The organism is Nostoc sp. NMS7 (assembly GCF_017115085.1).
GTDB lineage: Bacteria > Cyanobacteriota > Cyanobacteriia > Cyanobacteriales > Nostocaceae > Nostoc.
In genome coordinates, this window is record NZ_JABXKJ010000062.1 from 19,320 (window position 1) to 35,043 (window position 15,724).

16 protein-coding genes are annotated in these 15,724 nt (G+C 42.7%); 7 read left to right on the forward strand and 9 right to left on the reverse strand.

Features of this window, described 5'->3' with window-relative positions; translation table 11 throughout:
• Window positions 1-412 precede the first annotated feature (412 nt).
• The 4 genes from HWQ38_RS05235 to fabI form a co-directional block, all read right to left on the reverse strand.
• Entirely contained in the window at window positions 413-1,882 is a 1,470-nt protein-coding gene (locus tag HWQ38_RS05235; protein ID WP_292790736.1) for an SLBB domain-containing protein, read from the reverse strand.
• Between the two features lie 400 nt (window positions 1,883-2,282).
• Window positions 2,283-3,266 carry an ABC transporter ATP-binding protein gene (locus tag HWQ38_RS05240; RefSeq protein ID WP_292790738.1) on the reverse strand — a complete coding sequence of 328 codons (984 nt, stop codon included), beginning with the start codon at window positions 3,264-3,266 and terminating at the stop codon, window positions 2,283-2,285.
• Between the two features lie 218 nt (window positions 3,267-3,484).
• Window positions 3,485-4,123, reverse strand: coding sequence for an imidazoleglycerol-phosphate dehydratase HisB (gene hisB / locus HWQ38_RS05245; RefSeq protein WP_292790740.1), 639 nt, complete (start codon window positions 4,121-4,123; stop codon window positions 3,485-3,487).
• 132 nt (window positions 4,124-4,255) lie between these two features.
• Window positions 4,256-5,032 carry an enoyl-ACP reductase FabI gene (fabI, locus tag HWQ38_RS05250; protein WP_292790743.1) on the reverse strand — a complete coding sequence of 259 codons (777 nt, stop codon included), beginning with the start codon at window positions 5,030-5,032 and terminating at the stop codon, window positions 4,256-4,258.
• A 380-nt stretch (window positions 5,033-5,412) separates the two neighbouring features.
• Between fabI and ntcA the strand changes: the two genes are divergently transcribed.
• The 4 genes from ntcA to HWQ38_RS05270 all read left to right on the forward strand — a co-directional run bounded on the left by ntcA (window position 5,413) and on the right by HWQ38_RS05270 (window position 8,817).
• Window positions 5,413-6,084 carry a global nitrogen regulator NtcA gene (gene ntcA / locus HWQ38_RS05255; RefSeq protein ID WP_292790746.1) on the forward strand — a complete coding sequence of 224 codons (672 nt, stop codon included), beginning with the start codon at window positions 5,413-5,415 and terminating at the stop codon, window positions 6,082-6,084.
• A 168-nt stretch (window positions 6,085-6,252) separates the two neighbouring features.
• Window positions 6,253-7,743, forward strand: a complete 1,491-nt coding sequence (locus tag HWQ38_RS05260; protein WP_292790749.1) for a DUF3084 domain-containing protein — start codon at window positions 6,253-6,255, stop codon at window positions 7,741-7,743.
• 101 nt (window positions 7,744-7,844) lie between these two features.
• A complete protein-coding gene (gene ruvX, locus HWQ38_RS05265) occupies window positions 7,845-8,300 on the forward strand; it encodes a Holliday junction resolvase RuvX (RefSeq protein ID WP_292790752.1) in 456 nt (151 codons plus the stop codon).
• Window positions 8,301-8,400: 100 nt separating this feature from the next.
• Window positions 8,401-8,817, forward strand: a complete 417-nt coding sequence (locus HWQ38_RS05270; protein ID WP_292790754.1) for a VOC family protein — start codon at window positions 8,401-8,403, stop codon at window positions 8,815-8,817.
• A gap of 61 nt (window positions 8,818-8,878) precedes the next feature.
• Here the strand turns inward: HWQ38_RS05270 and HWQ38_RS05275 are convergent, their stop codons facing one another.
• From HWQ38_RS05275 to HWQ38_RS05285, 3 genes are all read right to left on the reverse strand, one after another.
• Entirely contained in the window at window positions 8,879-9,142 is a 264-nt protein-coding gene (locus HWQ38_RS05275; RefSeq protein ID WP_292790756.1) for a DUF3146 family protein, read from the reverse strand.
• A 332-nt stretch (window positions 9,143-9,474) separates the two neighbouring features.
• Entirely contained in the window at window positions 9,475-9,921 is a 447-nt protein-coding gene (locus tag HWQ38_RS05280) for a hypothetical protein (RefSeq protein WP_292790758.1), read from the reverse strand.
• 376 nt (window positions 9,922-10,297) lie between these two features.
• Window positions 10,298-10,957 (reverse strand): hypothetical protein, encoded by a 660-nt coding sequence (locus tag HWQ38_RS05285; protein ID WP_292790760.1) that lies wholly within the window; start codon window positions 10,955-10,957, stop codon window positions 10,298-10,300.
• Between the two features lie 263 nt (window positions 10,958-11,220).
• On the opposite strand from HWQ38_RS05285, the gene HWQ38_RS05290 reads away from it, so the two are divergent.
• Window positions 11,221-12,087: an aldo/keto reductase gene (locus tag HWQ38_RS05290; protein WP_292790762.1), complete on the forward strand. Its 867-nt coding sequence runs from the start codon at window positions 11,221-11,223 to the stop codon at window positions 12,085-12,087.
• Window positions 12,088-12,234: 147 nt separating this feature from the next.
• Window positions 12,235-12,561, forward strand: coding sequence for a DUF433 domain-containing protein (locus HWQ38_RS05295; RefSeq protein ID WP_292790764.1), 327 nt, complete (start codon window positions 12,235-12,237; stop codon window positions 12,559-12,561).
• Window positions 12,562-12,612: 51 nt separating this feature from the next.
• Here HWQ38_RS05295 and HWQ38_RS05300 read toward each other — a convergent pair whose 3' ends face one another.
• Window positions 12,613-14,010: an amidase gene (locus HWQ38_RS05300; protein WP_292790767.1), complete on the reverse strand. Its 1,398-nt coding sequence runs from the start codon at window positions 14,008-14,010 to the stop codon at window positions 12,613-12,615.
• Window positions 14,011-14,219: 209 nt separating this feature from the next.
• Between HWQ38_RS05300 and HWQ38_RS05305 the strand changes: the two genes are divergently transcribed.
• The gene (locus HWQ38_RS05305; protein ID WP_292790770.1) at window positions 14,220-14,555 is read left to right on the forward strand and encodes a hypothetical protein; all 336 of its coding nucleotides are present in this window, start codon (window positions 14,220-14,222) and stop codon (window positions 14,553-14,555) included.
• 187 nt (window positions 14,556-14,742) lie between these two features.
• Here the strand turns inward: HWQ38_RS05305 and map are convergent, their stop codons facing one another.
• Complete coding sequence (gene map / locus HWQ38_RS05310) at window positions 14,743-15,570, reverse strand: type I methionyl aminopeptidase (RefSeq protein WP_292790773.1); 828 nt, start codon at window positions 15,568-15,570, stop codon at window positions 14,743-14,745.
• Window positions 15,571-15,724: the final 154 nt, after the last annotated feature.

Sequence of the window (15,724 nt, forward strand, 5' to 3'; positions counted from 1 at the left end):
AAGATAGTATATCTGTTATGAATCAGTTAATTTACTTAAAGAATTCTTATGATAATAAAAAGCAAAAAGAAGGCAGAGACTAGCATTTATCGCCTCTGCCTTCTAAAACATTCTCATTATCATAATAAATTCGAGTACTTGGCAACAAAGTTTGCAAAAACCTATCAATGCAGATTAAGAATTTTCAGTGAGAGTTTTAGAGTCTACAGTATTTATCAATGAGTAATATTATTTAAGATTTTTATGATAATGGCGGATAGAAAATCCAATTTTGAAGGATGCGATGCCTTCTGGTGCGTCTGCTACGCGTAGCTTGCTTCCCATTTGCTCATTTACCTTTGATTTAAGAATAGTGCAATTTGAGGGACGAAGACGGTTGAACAACGCCCCCAATTTACATCTATCTCTTAAATTAGAGTCCGAATAAGTTGAGAAGATTCAAGACAATACCTAGAGGTCCAGTTACAGTACTTACGGTATCACCAAAACTAGCTGCACCAGATCGGTTGACTACTACAACGTCATTATTGCGGAGTATAGGATTAGTTTGCTCATTAATCCCAGCGGAGAAATCCACTTTTACTATACGTTTAGTGACAGAACCATTCGGGTTGAGGCGAATCAAATCAACAGCCTTACTACTAGCTCTAGCATCATTAAATCCGCCAGCAGCAAGTATAGCTTGATTTAAAGAGCTATTCGGCTGAACCTGTGTTAAACCTGGTTTTTTAACTTCACCTACCACACCAACTTGAATAGATGTAGGAGAGAAAGTAGTAGTAGCTAATTGCGTAGCTTCTGCGGGGTTGATTTCAGTTGCTGTCGGAATAACAATAGTATCTCCGTCTTGCACGATGATGTCTTGATTGGCATCACCACTCTGTAATAGTTGCCAAAGATTAATATTTATAGCTTGTTCTGAGCCAGTTCTTGTTGGTCGGCGTAGCTTAAGATTACGAACATCAGCCTGTGCTGTAATTCCCCCAGCTAGTTGAATTACCCGCGTCACATTTGGTAGACCGGTGGGAGTGGCAGTGCCACTGTTAGGGGTTGCGCCCCCCTGAGCATCTGTGTTACCGGTGGTGACAAGATATGAACCGGGACGGTTAACTTCACCAATAATTGTGACTGTGCGGGGTGTGGTTTGGCTGGCGGCAAAGTTAGCTGCAAATAGATTGCGCGATTCTGCTACGTTGAAGTTGGTTGCAGTTGGCACAACTATGGTGTCTCCATCCCGCAAGGTAATATCCTGTGTTAATCTGCCTGTTTGGATGAGGTCCTTCAAATTGATGGTGACGGTTTGCTCTGAAGAACGTCCTATTTTACGCCGTAATTGAACTTGAGTTACATCCGCAGCTAGGGTTACACCCTGCGCTGTTGTCAATGCGGCCAATATAGTCGGATATTGTACGCCTGGATTGTTCCCTGCGCCTCCACTCAAGCTCAGAGTGTAAGCTCCTGGACGTGTCACTTCTCCGGCAACAAAAATATTAATGGGACGAGGCGATAATAAATTGACTGAGATTAAGGGACGTTTCAGGAAGCGAGAATATCTTCTAGCAATTTCATCAGACGCCTGTTCAGCTGTTAGCCCGAGGACTGACACACTGCCAATTAAAGGCAGATTTATAGCTCCACCTGGCGGAATTTGGTATTCACCTGTATATTCGGGGACTTCAAATACATTTACACGGATGAGATCCCCGCCTCCTAATGAATAATTAGTATCTAATTGTGTTAGTGTGCTTGGTGTTTGTGTAGTTGGTGGTAATGGTTGTCCCTGAGCTAGACTGACACATGGCACAGCGACATTGACAGCACTTAACAAAGCCACACCCACAACTGGCTGAGTTAGGAATTTAAACAAACTTGTGTTAAGCATATTTACCTGAGACTCTGAAACTACGATCAATAAAGTACTGTCTAAACATTTTTATTTTGACTATACCTAAGTATTCAAGTTCCCCGACACTCTTATTTTCCTCGAAAAGTGTGATTTTCCGGAGGAAATTTGTTTATTGAATTTGAACTTTTAGTGAAGTTCACTTAAAGTTAACGCTGCGGAAATAGAGGAATTATCAAAAAATATTGGATTTACCCAACTAAAGGCAGTTTATACAATAAATTTTCTATTAACCAATAAATACAAATAACCTTAAAAAGAGATCGGAATTTGATTTTATGTGGGTTGACTTGAGAAAGATCAACTCAAAAAGGCAGGGTTTTTGGGTTTTGTTCCTCAAAGTAACCCAAAATTTCCTATTTGGCAAGAAGCAAGAAGACTAATTCAGTGAGTTATTTTTTCTTTGGATTTCTTGAATAAAAAATTCTTCTAGGGAGCGACGTGACAAGCTCATGGCAATAATTTTACCATCCATGAGCCGAAGACTGGCGAGGAAATCATAGTAATCATCTTGTAGTGTACCTTGCCAGGAACTATCAGGCTCAAATCTGAGAGTAGGTATCCATTTTTTAAGAATTTCCCAGTCACCACCTCGACCTTTGACGTGATATGTGTTTTCGCCGCCTAAGAGTTCATTGAGGGAACCAGAGCAAATTAGTTCACCTTGAGCGAGGATGGCAATGCGATCGCAAATCTGTTCTACTTCACTCAGAATGTGGCTATTGAAAAAAATCGTCTTACCAGCTGCTTTTAGCGCCAGGATAATTTCCCGCATTTGGTAGCGTCCTACCGGATCAAGACCAGACATCGGTTCATCCAGAAAAACTAAATCCGGCTCGTTAATTAACGCCTGTGCCATACCAACACGCTGTAGCATTCCTTTAGAATAGCGGCGCAGGAGCTTTTTACGGGCATCGGTTTGGGATAAACCCACTAATTCTAGCAGTTGGGGAATGCGTTGGCGTTGTACGCTGTTGGGAATTTGGAATAGTCCAGCCGCTAGCTGCAAAAATTCCCAGCCGGTGAGATAGTCATACAAATAGGGATTTTCGGGCAGATAGCCGATATGTTGCTTAACACTGCGATCGCCTATAGGCTTATCCAATAATAATCCCCGTCCAGAGGTAGGACGAATAATTCCCAGCAACAATTTTAAAAGAGTGGTTTTACCCGCACCATTTGGCCCCAGCAACCCAAAGGTTTCACCTTTGTAAACTGTTAAAGAACAGTTTTTCAGAGATACGACTTTTTGATTTAGCCAAAAACCAGTGCGATAGACTTTTCGCAACTCAGAAGTTAGGACTACTGGCGGAGTGTCAGTCGTATTAAGTTGAGAATCAGGGTCATCTGCAACAGACTTCATCTCGGTTCAACTACCATTTTCCAGCTTGGTATTAATTACAAGTTACCCGGTAGCCTGATAATAACCATCACTACCCGGTGTGTCAATTATCTCAAACTGGGGAGTGGGCTTGCCGTGAGCGTAGCCGAATGGGAGTGGGGAGATGAGGGAGATGAGGGAGAAAGAATAACTAATAAATATGTAATGCCCCATGCCCCATTTGACTAATTTGACTCCTTTTATAGAACGCCCTTAGAACTGGGAATTACGCCAGCACGACGGGGGTCGATTTCCACCGCCAGCCGCGTTGCCCTGGCAAATGCCTTAAATGTTGCTTCAATAATGTGATGGGAATTAATGCCATCCAGTTGCCGAATGTGGAGTGTCATTTGGCTATGGTTTACTAGTGCCACAAAGAATTCTCGCACTAACTGGGTGTCATAGGTTCCTACCCGTTGAGTCGGAATTTGTAAGCCGTAGCTGAGGTGAGGACGTCCAGAAAAGTCTAGCGCTACCTGAACTAAAGCTTCATCTAGTGGTGCAAGAAAATTACCAAAGCGGACAATGCCTTTTCTGTCGCCTAGTGCTTGGTTCAAAGCTTGCCCTAAGGTAATGCCTACATCTTCGTTGGTGTGATGGTCATCAATTTCCCAGTCTCCCTTGGCTTGGACATCTATATCAATCAGCCCGTGGGAGGCAATTTGATGCAACATGTGATTCAAAAACGGAACACCTGTTGCTGCTGTGCAGGTTCCTCTACCATCCAAGTTGATGGTAACTTGGACATCAGTTTCACCAGTGGTGCGGTGAACAGTAGCAATCCGAGGGGTTTTAGTTGACTGATCGTAATTTGAAGAGTTAACTTTGCTAATTTGCATAGGGAATAGGGCACTTGTACTGAGCGAAGCCGAAGTATAGGGCATAGGGCATGGGGAATGGAAAATGAGGAATGGGCAAGAATTTTACTAATACTCAATGCCCAATGCCCCATGCCCCATGCCCAAATTATCTTACATTCCCATAATTTCATATCCTGCATCTACATACAGAGTTTGTCCGGTAATGCCACTGGACAAATCACTACACAAGAAAGCCGCAGCATTGCCCACTTCTAGCTGAGTGACGGTGCGTCGTAGGGGAGCTACTTCTTCTACATGATGAATCATATCCAATATTCCGCCCACTGCTGAAGATGCCAAGGTGCGGATGGGGCCTGCGGAAATGGCATTGACGCGGATATTTTGTGGCCCTAGTTCAGCCGCCAAGTAACGCACACTCATTTCTAACCCCGCTTTGGCAACTCCCATAACGTTATAGTTGGGGATTGCCCTGACACCGCCTAAATATGTCAGGGTGACGATACTACCTCCCTGTGTCATCAAAGGTTTTGCTGCACCACTTAACTGCACTAGCGAGTAGGTACTGATTTCTAAGGCGGTGTTGAAGCCAGAACGAGAGGTTTGGCTAAAATCTCCAGTTAAATCGTCTTTGCTAGCAAAGGCCAAACAATGGATCAGGATGTCTAGCTTCCCCCACTGTTCACGGATTGTCTCAAAGGTCGATTTAATTTGTTCCTCATTTTGGACATTACAGGGAAGAAATAAGCTGGGGTTAAGAGGTTCTACTAACTCCGCAACTTTTTTCTCCATTTTGCCGCGTTCATCCGGTAGGTAGGTAATACCCAGGTTTGCTCCGGCTTTGTGCAGCTGTTGGGCGATGCCCCAGGCGATCGAGCGGTTATTGGCAATACCTGTAACAAGGGCATTTTTTCCAGTCAGATTTAGCATAGAAATTGTTAATGCGATCGATCATTAGGAGCATACTAGAATCTGAGGCACGTTTTGTCTTTGTTTTACACAGGATTTGCAAAAATGAATATTGGTAAGAGTGTTTGCTATGACAAAATTCTTGATTTTTCCTAAAGATTTTATCAATTTATCTTTATTTGTTCTTCAAAAAACCCTTTTGAATACAGCTATTGTAACTACTTATCAACAAGTAGTAGCTGAAAGGATCAACAATTATGTATCATTATAAACAAAGAGTTATGAAGATATTAATTTGAGTATAGGAAAGTACAGAAAGGTTGACGGTGCTTTATTCATTTTTCGGGTGTATTCTTAGGTAATCAGTTTTTGTTTTTCCGGCATTGGGTAGGGGAAGGGAGATGATCGTGACACAAGATAAAGCCCTAGCAAATGTTTTTCGTCAGATGGCGACCGGGGCGTTTCCGCCAGTTGTGGAAACGTTTGAACGTAATAAAACGATCTTTTTTCCTGGCGATCCTGCCGAACGAGTTTATTTTCTTTTGAAAGGTGCTGTTAAACTTTCCAGGGTGTACGAGGCAGGAGAGGAAATAACGGTAGCGCTGCTGCGGGAAAATAGTGTTTTTGGTGTATTGTCATTGCTGACAGGAAATAAGTCGGATCGGTTTTACCATGCGGTTGCATTTACGCCTGTGGAATTACTGTCAGCACCAATTGAACAGGTGGAGCTAGCACTCAAGGAAAATCCAGAATTATCAATGTTAATGCTGCGAGGTCTGTCTTCGCGCATTTTACAAACGGAGATGATGATTGAAACTCTCGCTCACCGAGATATGGGTTCTAGGTTGGTGAGTTTTTTGTTGATTCTTTGTCGGGATTTTGGGGTTCCTTGTGCAGATGGAATCACTATTGATCTGAAGTTATCTCATCAAGCGATCGCAGAGGCAATTGGTTCAACTCGTGTTACTGTTACTAGGCTACTAGGTGATTTGCGGGAAAAAAATATGATTTCTATCCACAAAAAGAAGATTACTGTGCATAAACCTGTTACTTTAAGTAGGCAGTTCACATAAAAGCAATTGGAGAAAGGGGAGTCGACGCCTGTTGTGTTTTGAAAAATGACACTAATAGCTAGAGGTAAATCTAAAATTGAGTAATTTCAGCTATTGTCAATTTCCACTTCTCCACAGACAATGCTTAAAAGTAGTAGGCTGTATCTGGAAGGATTTCGGTAGCTAAAGATGACCACCGGATACATCCTCATCGCAGCAATTTTAATTCTGGGAGGCGTGATAGCAACCGTGGGCGATCGCATCGGCACACGAGTTGGCAAAGCCCGCCTCTCACTTTTTAATCTTCGTCCGAAAAATACTGCTGTACTGGTAACTATTTTTACGGGTGGTTTGATTTCCGCATCAACTTTAGGGATTTTATTCGCTGCTGACGAAGGCTTGCGAAAGGGAGTTTTTGAGTTAGAGGATATTCAAACAGACCTCAGACACAAGCGGGAACAGCTAAAAACCGCAGAAACTCAGAAAAGTCAGGTAGAGAGTGAGCTAAATCTTGCAAGAATTGCCCAAGCAAAAGCACAACAAGACTTGCAGGTAATCAATCAATTCTTACAGGCGGCGAATGCCAAACAACGCCAAACACAAGCTCAGTTGAACCGCACCATTAGTCAACAAGCCCAAACTCAAACTCAACTCCAACGCACTCAAGGGCAGCTAGATCAGGTTGTAACTCAGTACCAGAAAGCCATAGCTGAATTGCAAAGCGTTTACAATCAGAGAAAGCAGCTACAGGCGGCAGTTGAGCTACTGAAGACAGAACGTCAACGACTGTATGCTGAAGCTAAAAAAGCAATTGACGATGCCAAAACAGCTATTAAAAAACGTGATCGCGAACTTGCTAACCGTCAAGAAGGTATAGAAGTGCGCGATCAAAAAATTGCCCAACTCGATCAACTAATTCAAAAGCGTAATCTCGAAGTTGCAGCGCGAGAGCAAGTGATTACCACACGGGAATCGCGCCTCAAAGAATTGGAAGGACAACAGGAGCAACTAGAACTGGAAGTTGCAAGGCTGGAAAAATATTATCAGTCTTACCGTGACCTGCGTCTGGGTAAGCTAGCCTTAGTTCGCGGCCAAGTTCTGTCTGCTGGTGTAGTTCGTGTTACCCAACCTGGTGCTTCTCGTCAGGCAGTCGTACAGCTTTTACAAGAAGCCAATCGCAACGCCAGCCTGGAATTAAGTGAGCCTGGTGGAAATCTGGCAAATGTAGAGCTACTGCGCGTCAGCCAGGATAGGATTGAGCAATTGAGCAAGCAGATTGCCGATGGTCAAGAATACGTGATGCGAATTTTCTCGGCTGGTAATTACGTTAGGGGAGAAAAGCAGATAGAATTTTTCGCCGATGCAGCGCGGAATCAATTGGTTTTTTCGGGAGGCGCAGTGCTGGCCACAACTACTACCGATTCTAAAACCATGACATCCTATCAGTTACAGCAGCGTCTAGAAATACTGATTTCTGCTTCCCAATTTCGTGCCCGTAATGCCGGAATTGTCGAAAATGTGCAAGTAGAGGGGACTTTTCTGCGCTTTGTCACCCAATTAAGACAGTATAATCAACCATTGGAAATCAAAGCGATCGCAGCCGAGGACACTTATACAGCCGGGCCATTGAGAGTAAAATTAGTGGCAATAGTCAACGGACAAATTATATTTAGTACTTAAAAAATTATTTGTACACTAAGATTTAAACATATTTGAACAGCAGCTAAAATGCTTACTGCAATTGCATTTCTTAATTTTGAATTTTGAATTGTGAATTTATTATGACTTTCCGTGAATTTTCACCAAGGCAACCAGTCATTTTGGGGTTTGATCCAGGTCGAGATAAATGTGGTTTAGCGGTGATGGGACTGGATCGGCAACTATATTATCATCAGGTTGTGCTAGCAAAAGAGGCGATCGCTACCATTGAGACACTGCGTCAAAAGTTTCCCATTTCTTTGATGGTCATGGGCGACCAAACTACAGCCAAGCAGTGGAGACAGCAATTATATCAGGAATTGACAGAACCTTTGAGTATTATTTTAGTGGATGAGCGCTACACAACCTTAGAAGCCCGCGATCGCTATTGGCAAATGTACCCACCCAAAGGGCTAACAAAGCTATTGCCAAAGGGTCTGCGACAGCCACCACGACCCATAGATGACATTGTTGCCATCCTCTTAATCGAAAGATACTTAAATCGCCTCACTGAATCAGCAATGAGGAGTAAGGAGTGAAGAGTCAAGTCAATAAGTTAGGAATTACTAAGCTGCTCCACATCTTTCTACATCTTGTCTCCTTTGTGTCTGTTGTTCTGTCGTTCAATGAAAAGGTAATATGAACACAAATAATACACATTTTCTTGCTGTTCAGTTTAGAATTGCTAGACCAACCGACAAACTAGCAAAAGTGGTTGAGTTTTATGAAGATGGCTTGGGATTGAGAAAGCTGTACTCGTTTGCAGAGCATGATGGATACGATGGAGTCATGTTTGGATTGCCCAACGCTCAATACCACCTAGAATTTACAACTCATAAAACTGGAAGTCCCTGTCTTGCTCCAACAAAAGACAACTTACTGGTACTGTATATCCCCGATCTAGAAAAAATAGGACAAATCAAAAACCGTCTTGCCAGTTTAGGATATCCCGAAGTTGAGCCAGAAAATCCTTATTGGAAAGGCAAAAGCGTAACGATTGAAGACCCTGATGGTTGGCGTGTAGTGCTTTTCAATGGAAAGTTTAAAATGGACTGAACAGCAGCACAACTCAATTTCTCAAGATGTGTTTTAGCTGATCTCCACAACTTAATAACTCCTAAAGTTCTGCCCGAATAGTAAAAGCATAGTCTCCTCCAGGCTCTAGCTGGTAATCTTGTTGCTCCAAGAATCGACCGAGGGGTTCCTTGATTAAGGCACGACCTTGGGAAGGTTTGACGGCAAGTTCTCCCCGGCGAAAATGCCACTGGAAATGCCACTCAAACTCACCCGCATTCACTTCGCCTTCAAGGAAGCCATGTTGCCAGGATTGGCGGGTAATTCTGACACGGGCAATGGTTTCTGGTAGACGTTTTGCACTCACAATGCTTTATGTCAAGTGGGGAATAACAGCCGATCATGTAGGCTACTTACTTTATTTACTAAACATAGCTTAATTAGACAAACTGACAAAGTGAGTATTTGTAGTTTATAAGGTTGTGTTTATGAGCAAAACGACTCCAGTATCCTGAAGTCGCGGCTATAACCCAATAAGGTTTTAAAATATTGGGCGAATAGAATTCGCTACCTCTATGGACTAATGGAAAATCAAGGGCTTGCTAACCCACGGAGGTGGGTTTTGCCTGTGTAGCCGCGACTTCTAGTCGCCAAAGCGAGTAATAAATTAGAGTTTACAAATATCCTTTAAAGGCTTGCTTAGTAAGCGGCGATCTCAGCACCAGCATCAATGTAAGGTCCCAAACCAGTGTTATCCTGAACACAGGTAAGAACCATTGTGGTTGGCTCATTTAAATTAACGAGTGTAACCCCACTGATTGTAGATGCCAAAGATGCACCCGGTTGTACTCCAACTTCTGCTACGTGTCCAGAAAGAATCTGACCTGTTTCTCTGGCGCGGACATAGCATCGCACCGTGTCGGCGGCTCCACCATTTACAGCTGTCGCTGAATAATTAATTACCCACTGACCAGGAGGAAGAAGAATTTGCGTTAGCCTGAGTTCCTGACCTCCAGTAGTAGGCAATGAAAGACCTGTTGTTGTCTTGGCAAACAATGCTGTGCCGATTGCTGTTGCAGGCAGTGTTAAACTGACCACCGATCCAACAATAGCTAACAAGGAACTAGTTAATGCTAATAATTTCATATTTTAATGAATTTTTAGTTAATTACATCAAGCCAATAACCTTTATCAACATTGCAATATAGTGCTAGTAGCTACTTCATACATAATTTATTAGCAAATCTACATAATTACGGGTATTAAAACGATTTGTGCAAAACTCCCCTATTTTGTTTGAAAACTTTACTTAATTGCCTAACGGCTGCAAAGCTTAATTGACCATGAAAAGAGCGCATATATCCAGCCCAGATCACTCGAAGGTATCATCAGGGGCAATACGTGTTGCAAGCCGCAGATCCCCGACTTCTCAAAGAAGTCGGGGATCTTGTTTGTTGTATAACCTGCGCGGACTTAATGCCGAAAAGTTGGGGTCAGTAGGCTACCCTGCGGGTAATTTCGGTTAAAATTTTAGGAATGAGTGTATCCTAAAAATTGCATATCTGATGCTCTTTTCATCACTATATTGTGGATTAATTGGAATTTCCTTGAAGGATTTTAGCACAATTACAACCCGATAAAGTTTGGAGTATTTATATTGCTTTTCTTGCATATCAAAACGCAGAATATTTTCTAGCGGATGCTCGATAATTTGTTTGTCACGCAGACTTTTACGTTCGATAAATACCTTATCTATACTCTTATAAAAAGTGCAGATAGTTACAGGTGATGTGCCAAAAAAAGCAGCGATCGCCATAATAATCAATATAAATAAACTTAAGAAAAATAGATAATTACGCTGATTCTGCTGCACTAATAGGGAAGTTTGCCCAGAGTTGATAAAATCATTGATTTTCAAGGCAATTTCCTGATTCTCTTGATAGCTAACATGCGATAGCAGGGCAAAGTCTCCAAATGGAGTTACAATCATAACTTGATAGGTTTTGCTCCCTTTACTACCAGTCTTTGTAAGAACGTATGCTTCCTGGAGATCAAATATTTTGAGTTTCTCCATACTTCCCAGCAAATTAAACCGCTTCAACTCACAGTTAAGTTGGTTTGGTGAAGGTCGAGTACAACTGAGACTAACTGAAGCAGAATCAAAAACTAAGCAGTAAATCAAAAAACTTAAACAGATAGTAAAAATGCACCACCCGCTAAACCAATAGCTCAGTGGTCGATGCTTTAGCTGCAATCTCGTACGGGTTTCCTCGACAATTTTCATCGGTACTTATGTATAGAATTTTTCACCTCTGAGTAGAGTATTCCCCTTGTAGACCATTCACTGATCACCAAGTCTAAGTACTAGGGAAGATTTTTGATGAATCGCTAAAAAATCTTTGGCTAACTGATAGATAATTGGGGCAGAAAGCTATAGCTAGAAGTATGGAAACCAAACAGCTAGGAAAAACTGATATATTTGTGAGTGCGATCGGTTTGGGTGGTATGCCCATGTCAATTTCTAATCGCCCTCCCGAATCGCAATCAATCCAAGTTATTCATCGTGCGTTGGAGTTGGGTATTACATTTATTGACACTGCGGATTCTTACTGCAAAGATGAGTCAGATAAGCACCACAACGAGCGGCTAATTCACAAAGCACTTACTAGTTACAAAGGCGATGTTAGCCAAGTAATTGTGGCAACTAAGGGCGGTTTGATGCGTCCCAATGGCAACTGGACAAGCAACGGCAACCCAGAACATTTGCGCCAAACAATTCGAGCCAGTTTTGAGGCGTTGGGTGGTGCTAAACCTATCGATGTTTGGCAATACCATTCTCCCGATACTAATTACACCATTGAAGAATCCCTTGCAGCAGTTAAAGAAGCAGTGGAGGCTGGTTTGATTCGGTTTGTGGGAGTTTCTAACTTTTCCGTTGAACAAATTAAGCAGGCGCGGGATGTGGTGGATATTATCTCAGTGCAGAATCAATACAGCCCTTGGCAACGACAGCCAGAAAATGACGGCGTGTTGAAGTATTGCGAACAGGAAGGATTGACCTTTTTGCCTTGGAGTCCCTTTGGTGGTAGTCGTCGCCATCAGAACTTGCAAGATATCCCTGCGATCGCTCAGTTAGCTAAAGAAAAAGGCGTGTCAGTGTATAATATCGTTTTGGCGTGGTTGCGTTCCAAGTCCCCCGCTATTTTGCCAATTCCTGGTGCTAGCAAGGTTTCCAGCATTGAAGATTCAGTAGAAGCTATCAATGTAAAACTATCTGATCAAGAAGTGCAAAAAATTGATCGGGCAACTTAATCATTCCACTAACTTACGACAACTTTCTCTACGCTATCCTTGACCACGAGTGGAAAGCCTCGAAGTGTGTCTAGTTCTAGTTGTCAATGGACGCGAACAAATAAAATTGTAAATGTAGCCTGACAAAACACTAAAGGATTTACATTCGTGACACTCAAAGAGTTAGAAGAGGAACTTCTTGCCCTCAGTCCTGGTGAAAAAGTGCAGGCTATTCATTTACTTGCTCAAAGTCTCGCTAGCAATTGGCAAGGAATTGAGAAAACCCCTAGAGTCTGTGGTGGAGATGCTCGCATCGCTAAAACTCGTATTCCCATTTGGGTACTTGTGGAAGCTCGTCGTCTTGGATATAGTGATGCTGACCTTTTGACGAGCTATCCAACCATTACAGCTACAGATTTAGCTAATGCTTGGGGATATGCAGAAGCTCATGCCGATGAAATCGAACTAGCCCTTGAACTCAATGAGGTAGCCTAGTTAATGGCACGCTTTTACGCGGATTTCTATAGGCCGCCTACATAATTAGCCTTATGTTGCCAAGGCTGGACGATGATCAATCCAAGGGTTAGCCGCTTCTAGTTGTGCTGCTAGGCTGATGAGTGTGGCTTCAGCCGCAGGTTTACCAATTAGCTGCACACTCATCGGTAAACCCTTACTATCAAAACCTACAGGAATTGCGATCGCAGGTTGTCCAGTTGCATTCGCCGGTGGACAAGGGGCAACCCATTGAATAATATTTTGGAATGTCTCTTCTGGACTCAACGAAGCCCATTCCCCAACCATAATCGGTGAATGTAGATAAACTGGCAATACCAGCACATCCACGGTATCGAAAAACGCCACAATCTGCCGTGCCACTATCTGCATTTGAGAAACTGCTTTCAGGTACTCGGCAACAGAACCTGTGCGGGCAAATAGCCAGCGATTCACTGGTTGCAAGGCTTCAACTGGAAGTCCCGACGCAGCCACCCCAGCTTGCCAGACAATTTGAAATGGTTCAATTAAACCGCTAAAATCTGGAGATTTCTGTTCAACTTGGTGGCCGAGTTGTTCTAATAACTGGACTGTTTGGCGGACACCTTGCTGACAGTTGGCATCAGCTTCTCCCATCGGAGAAATGTTAGTGTCAAAGGCAATTCGCAAAGCACCGAGTTTTGTCTGAGTCGCGGCGAGAAATGATGGTTCGGGATCTGGCAACCAGTAAGGATCGCCTGTGACATAGCCAGAGATGGTATCCAAAAAGGCGGCAGCATCAGCGACAGTCCGGGCGATCGGACCGTTGGCGGCAATTCCAGCTAGGCGTTCGCCTACGGGTGCTTTACTCACCCTGCCCCTGGATGGTTTGAGTCCCACCAAACCACAACAAGCCGCAGGCCCCCGAATTGAACCACCGCCATCAGAACCTTGAGCGATCGCACATAATCCGGCTGCTACCGCCGCCGCCGCGCCACCACTGGAACCGCCAGGGGTGTATTCTAAATTCCACGGATTTCTAGCTGGGGGAAAACCCGTAGGTTCGCTGTAAGGTAATGAACCTAATTCGGAAGTCGCTGTTTTACCGAGAATAGTAAACCCAGCTTGCTTAATCCGCGTCACAACCCCATCATCATAATTAGGGACATTGTTTAGTAATGCTGGATTTCCATAGGTACAGGTAACACCCGCTACAGCATTCAGGTCTTTAATCGAAATCGGCACCCCAAAAAATGGCGGTAGTTCTGAGGTAGTTGTCAGTAATTCTGTTTTAGCTTTAGCATCTGCGATCGCCAGTTCTGCCGTCACCGTAAAATAACTTCCTAATTGGGGATTCAACTGCCCAATCCGTTCTAAATATATTTCCACCAACTCTAGCGGTGATACTTCCCGGCGACGGATTAATTGCGCCAACTCTAGGGCTGGGGTAAATGCTAAATCAACTTCATTCATACGTTAGTGAATGGGTAATTTTATCTTTCTCTGGGATTTTAAAACTTAACTTGTTACTTTAGCAGGATTTCCGGGAACTATACATTTTATGGCTCCTGAGATTTGTCAATCAACTAGGATGCTCAGATGTAACAGGCGTGGTTACAGTCTTACTCAAGCCATTTTAATTGTTTCGCATAAACGTTTCGACAAATGCTTAAGGGGTATCTATGGCTAACCTAGAAGTACTTGTGAGTGAATTGCCAGCACTGATTCCGAGTCTAAAACTGACTATTGGCGATTCTAATCAAATCATGGAGCAAATTATCCTGATCAATAATGCTCAGGAACAACTAGGGAATCTTAAAAAATTAATTGCTCAGGAATTGAAATTTGATCACATCAAAAATTCGGCGATCGCAACACTGCCTCGAATCGGTACAGAAGCTAATTTGTTTATACCTAGTGTAGGATTAGTAGATACCGCGATCGCAGGAAAATTTGGCAACTCAGAAACTAAAATCTCATTAACTGATTTACAATCAACTAATTTTTACAATCCCTAAACCTTTATAAAACTAACTATGCGGCGATTGGATAAATAATTCAAAACTAAAAAAACGATTACGATATTTATGATTTATCTAAGAACTCACGAATCCGAGCCTTTCGATTTTCGTAAAAAAATTAAGAGGCAAATCGCCCTTTTTTGACGCTTCACCTCTCTTCACAACAGATAATTACAACTAACAATTACAGCTTAGAACGGTCAGTCAAAATCTCATAACCAGTTTCTGTTACCAACACTGTATGCTCGAACTGAGCCGACAAAGAATTATCCACAGTGACAGCAGTCCAACGGTCAGATAATGTCCGCGTGTGTCTAGAACCCGCATTTAAAATTGGCTCAATTGCCAGCGTCATCCCCGCACGCAGTTTAACATTTGGCATCTCGCGGGTACGGTAGTTGAATACTGAAGGTTCTTCGTGCAGGTTACGACCGACACCGTGTCCAGTGAATTCTTCGACTATACTAAAGCCGTTAACTTTCACATGGTCTTCAATTGCTCCAGCTAAGTCAAGCAGGTATGCACCCGCCTTAACTTGTTCAATGCCCTTATATAAAGCTTCTTCTGCTATGCGAATTAATTTAGCAGCTTCTTGGGTTATTTCACCGACAGCAATTGAAATGCAAGAATCACCATGAAAACCTTGGTAATAAGCGCCCGTATCTACTTTTAATACATCCCCCACGCGAATGACTTTCTTGGGACTAGGAATGCCATGTACTGCTTCATTATTAATACTGGAACAGATAGAACCGGGAAAACCGTGATATCCTTTAAAACTCGGTGTTGCACCCATTTCGCGGATGCGTTTTTCTGCATAAACATCTAAATCAGCCGTTGTCATTCCTGGCTTTACTAGCTCAGAAATTTCTTTGAGAACAGTTGCCACAATTGTCGCTGATTGCCGCATGATTTCAATTTCACGCGGCGATTTAATTTCAATTCCTCGGCGCTGTTTTTTCGATGTTCCAGGCTGAGTTGTTTGAGGAAGTAAGTTACTGAAAATGTTCATAGAAAATTAATAATTCCTGATGGCTGTGCTGCTGAAGTATGAATGCTTTCTCTAGATTACTTGAGAATTAATATCTATAATTTAAGTTATTTTAATCCTTATAGAACCCATTTGACATCTTTTACTGTGTTGAAGTAAAGTGACGGCAAAAGTC

Bases quoted from the DNA above. Each gene is read 5' to 3' on its own strand.
- ntcA (WP_292790746.1), top strand. From the start codon at position 5,413: ATGATCGTGACACAAGATAAAGCCCTAGCAAATGTTTTTCGTCAGATG.
- HWQ38_RS05235 (WP_292790736.1), bottom strand. From the start codon at position 1,882: ATGCTTAACACAAGTTTGTTTAAATTCCTAACTCAGCCAGTTGTGGGT.
- map (WP_292790773.1), bottom strand. From the start codon at position 15,570: ATGAACATTTTCAGTAACTTACTTCCTCAAACAACTCAGCCTGGAACA.
- HWQ38_RS05280 (WP_292790758.1), bottom strand. From the start codon at position 9,921: ATGAAATTATTAGCATTAACTAGTTCCTTGTTAGCTATTGTTGGATCG.
- fabI (WP_292790743.1), bottom strand. From the start codon at position 5,032: ATGCTAAATCTGACTGGAAAAAATGCCCTTGTTACAGGTATTGCCAAT.
- ruvX (WP_292790752.1), top strand. From the start codon at position 7,845: ATGACTTTCCGTGAATTTTCACCAAGGCAACCAGTCATTTTGGGGTTT.
- hisB (WP_292790740.1), bottom strand. From the start codon at position 4,123: ATGCAAATTAGCAAAGTTAACTCTTCAAATTACGATCAGTCAACTAAA.
- HWQ38_RS05270 (WP_292790754.1), top strand. From the start codon at position 8,401: ATGAACACAAATAATACACATTTTCTTGCTGTTCAGTTTAGAATTGCT.
- HWQ38_RS05300 (WP_292790767.1), bottom strand. From the start codon at position 14,010: ATGAATGAAGTTGATTTAGCATTTACCCCAGCCCTAGAGTTGGCGCAA.
- HWQ38_RS05290 (WP_292790762.1), top strand. From the start codon at position 11,221: ATGGAAACCAAACAGCTAGGAAAAACTGATATATTTGTGAGTGCGATC.
- HWQ38_RS05240 (WP_292790738.1), bottom strand. From the start codon at position 3,266: ATGAAGTCTGTTGCAGATGACCCTGATTCTCAACTTAATACGACTGAC.
- HWQ38_RS05260 (WP_292790749.1), top strand. From the start codon at position 6,253: ATGACCACCGGATACATCCTCATCGCAGCAATTTTAATTCTGGGAGGC.
- HWQ38_RS05305 (WP_292790770.1), top strand. From the start codon at position 14,220: ATGGCTAACCTAGAAGTACTTGTGAGTGAATTGCCAGCACTGATTCCG.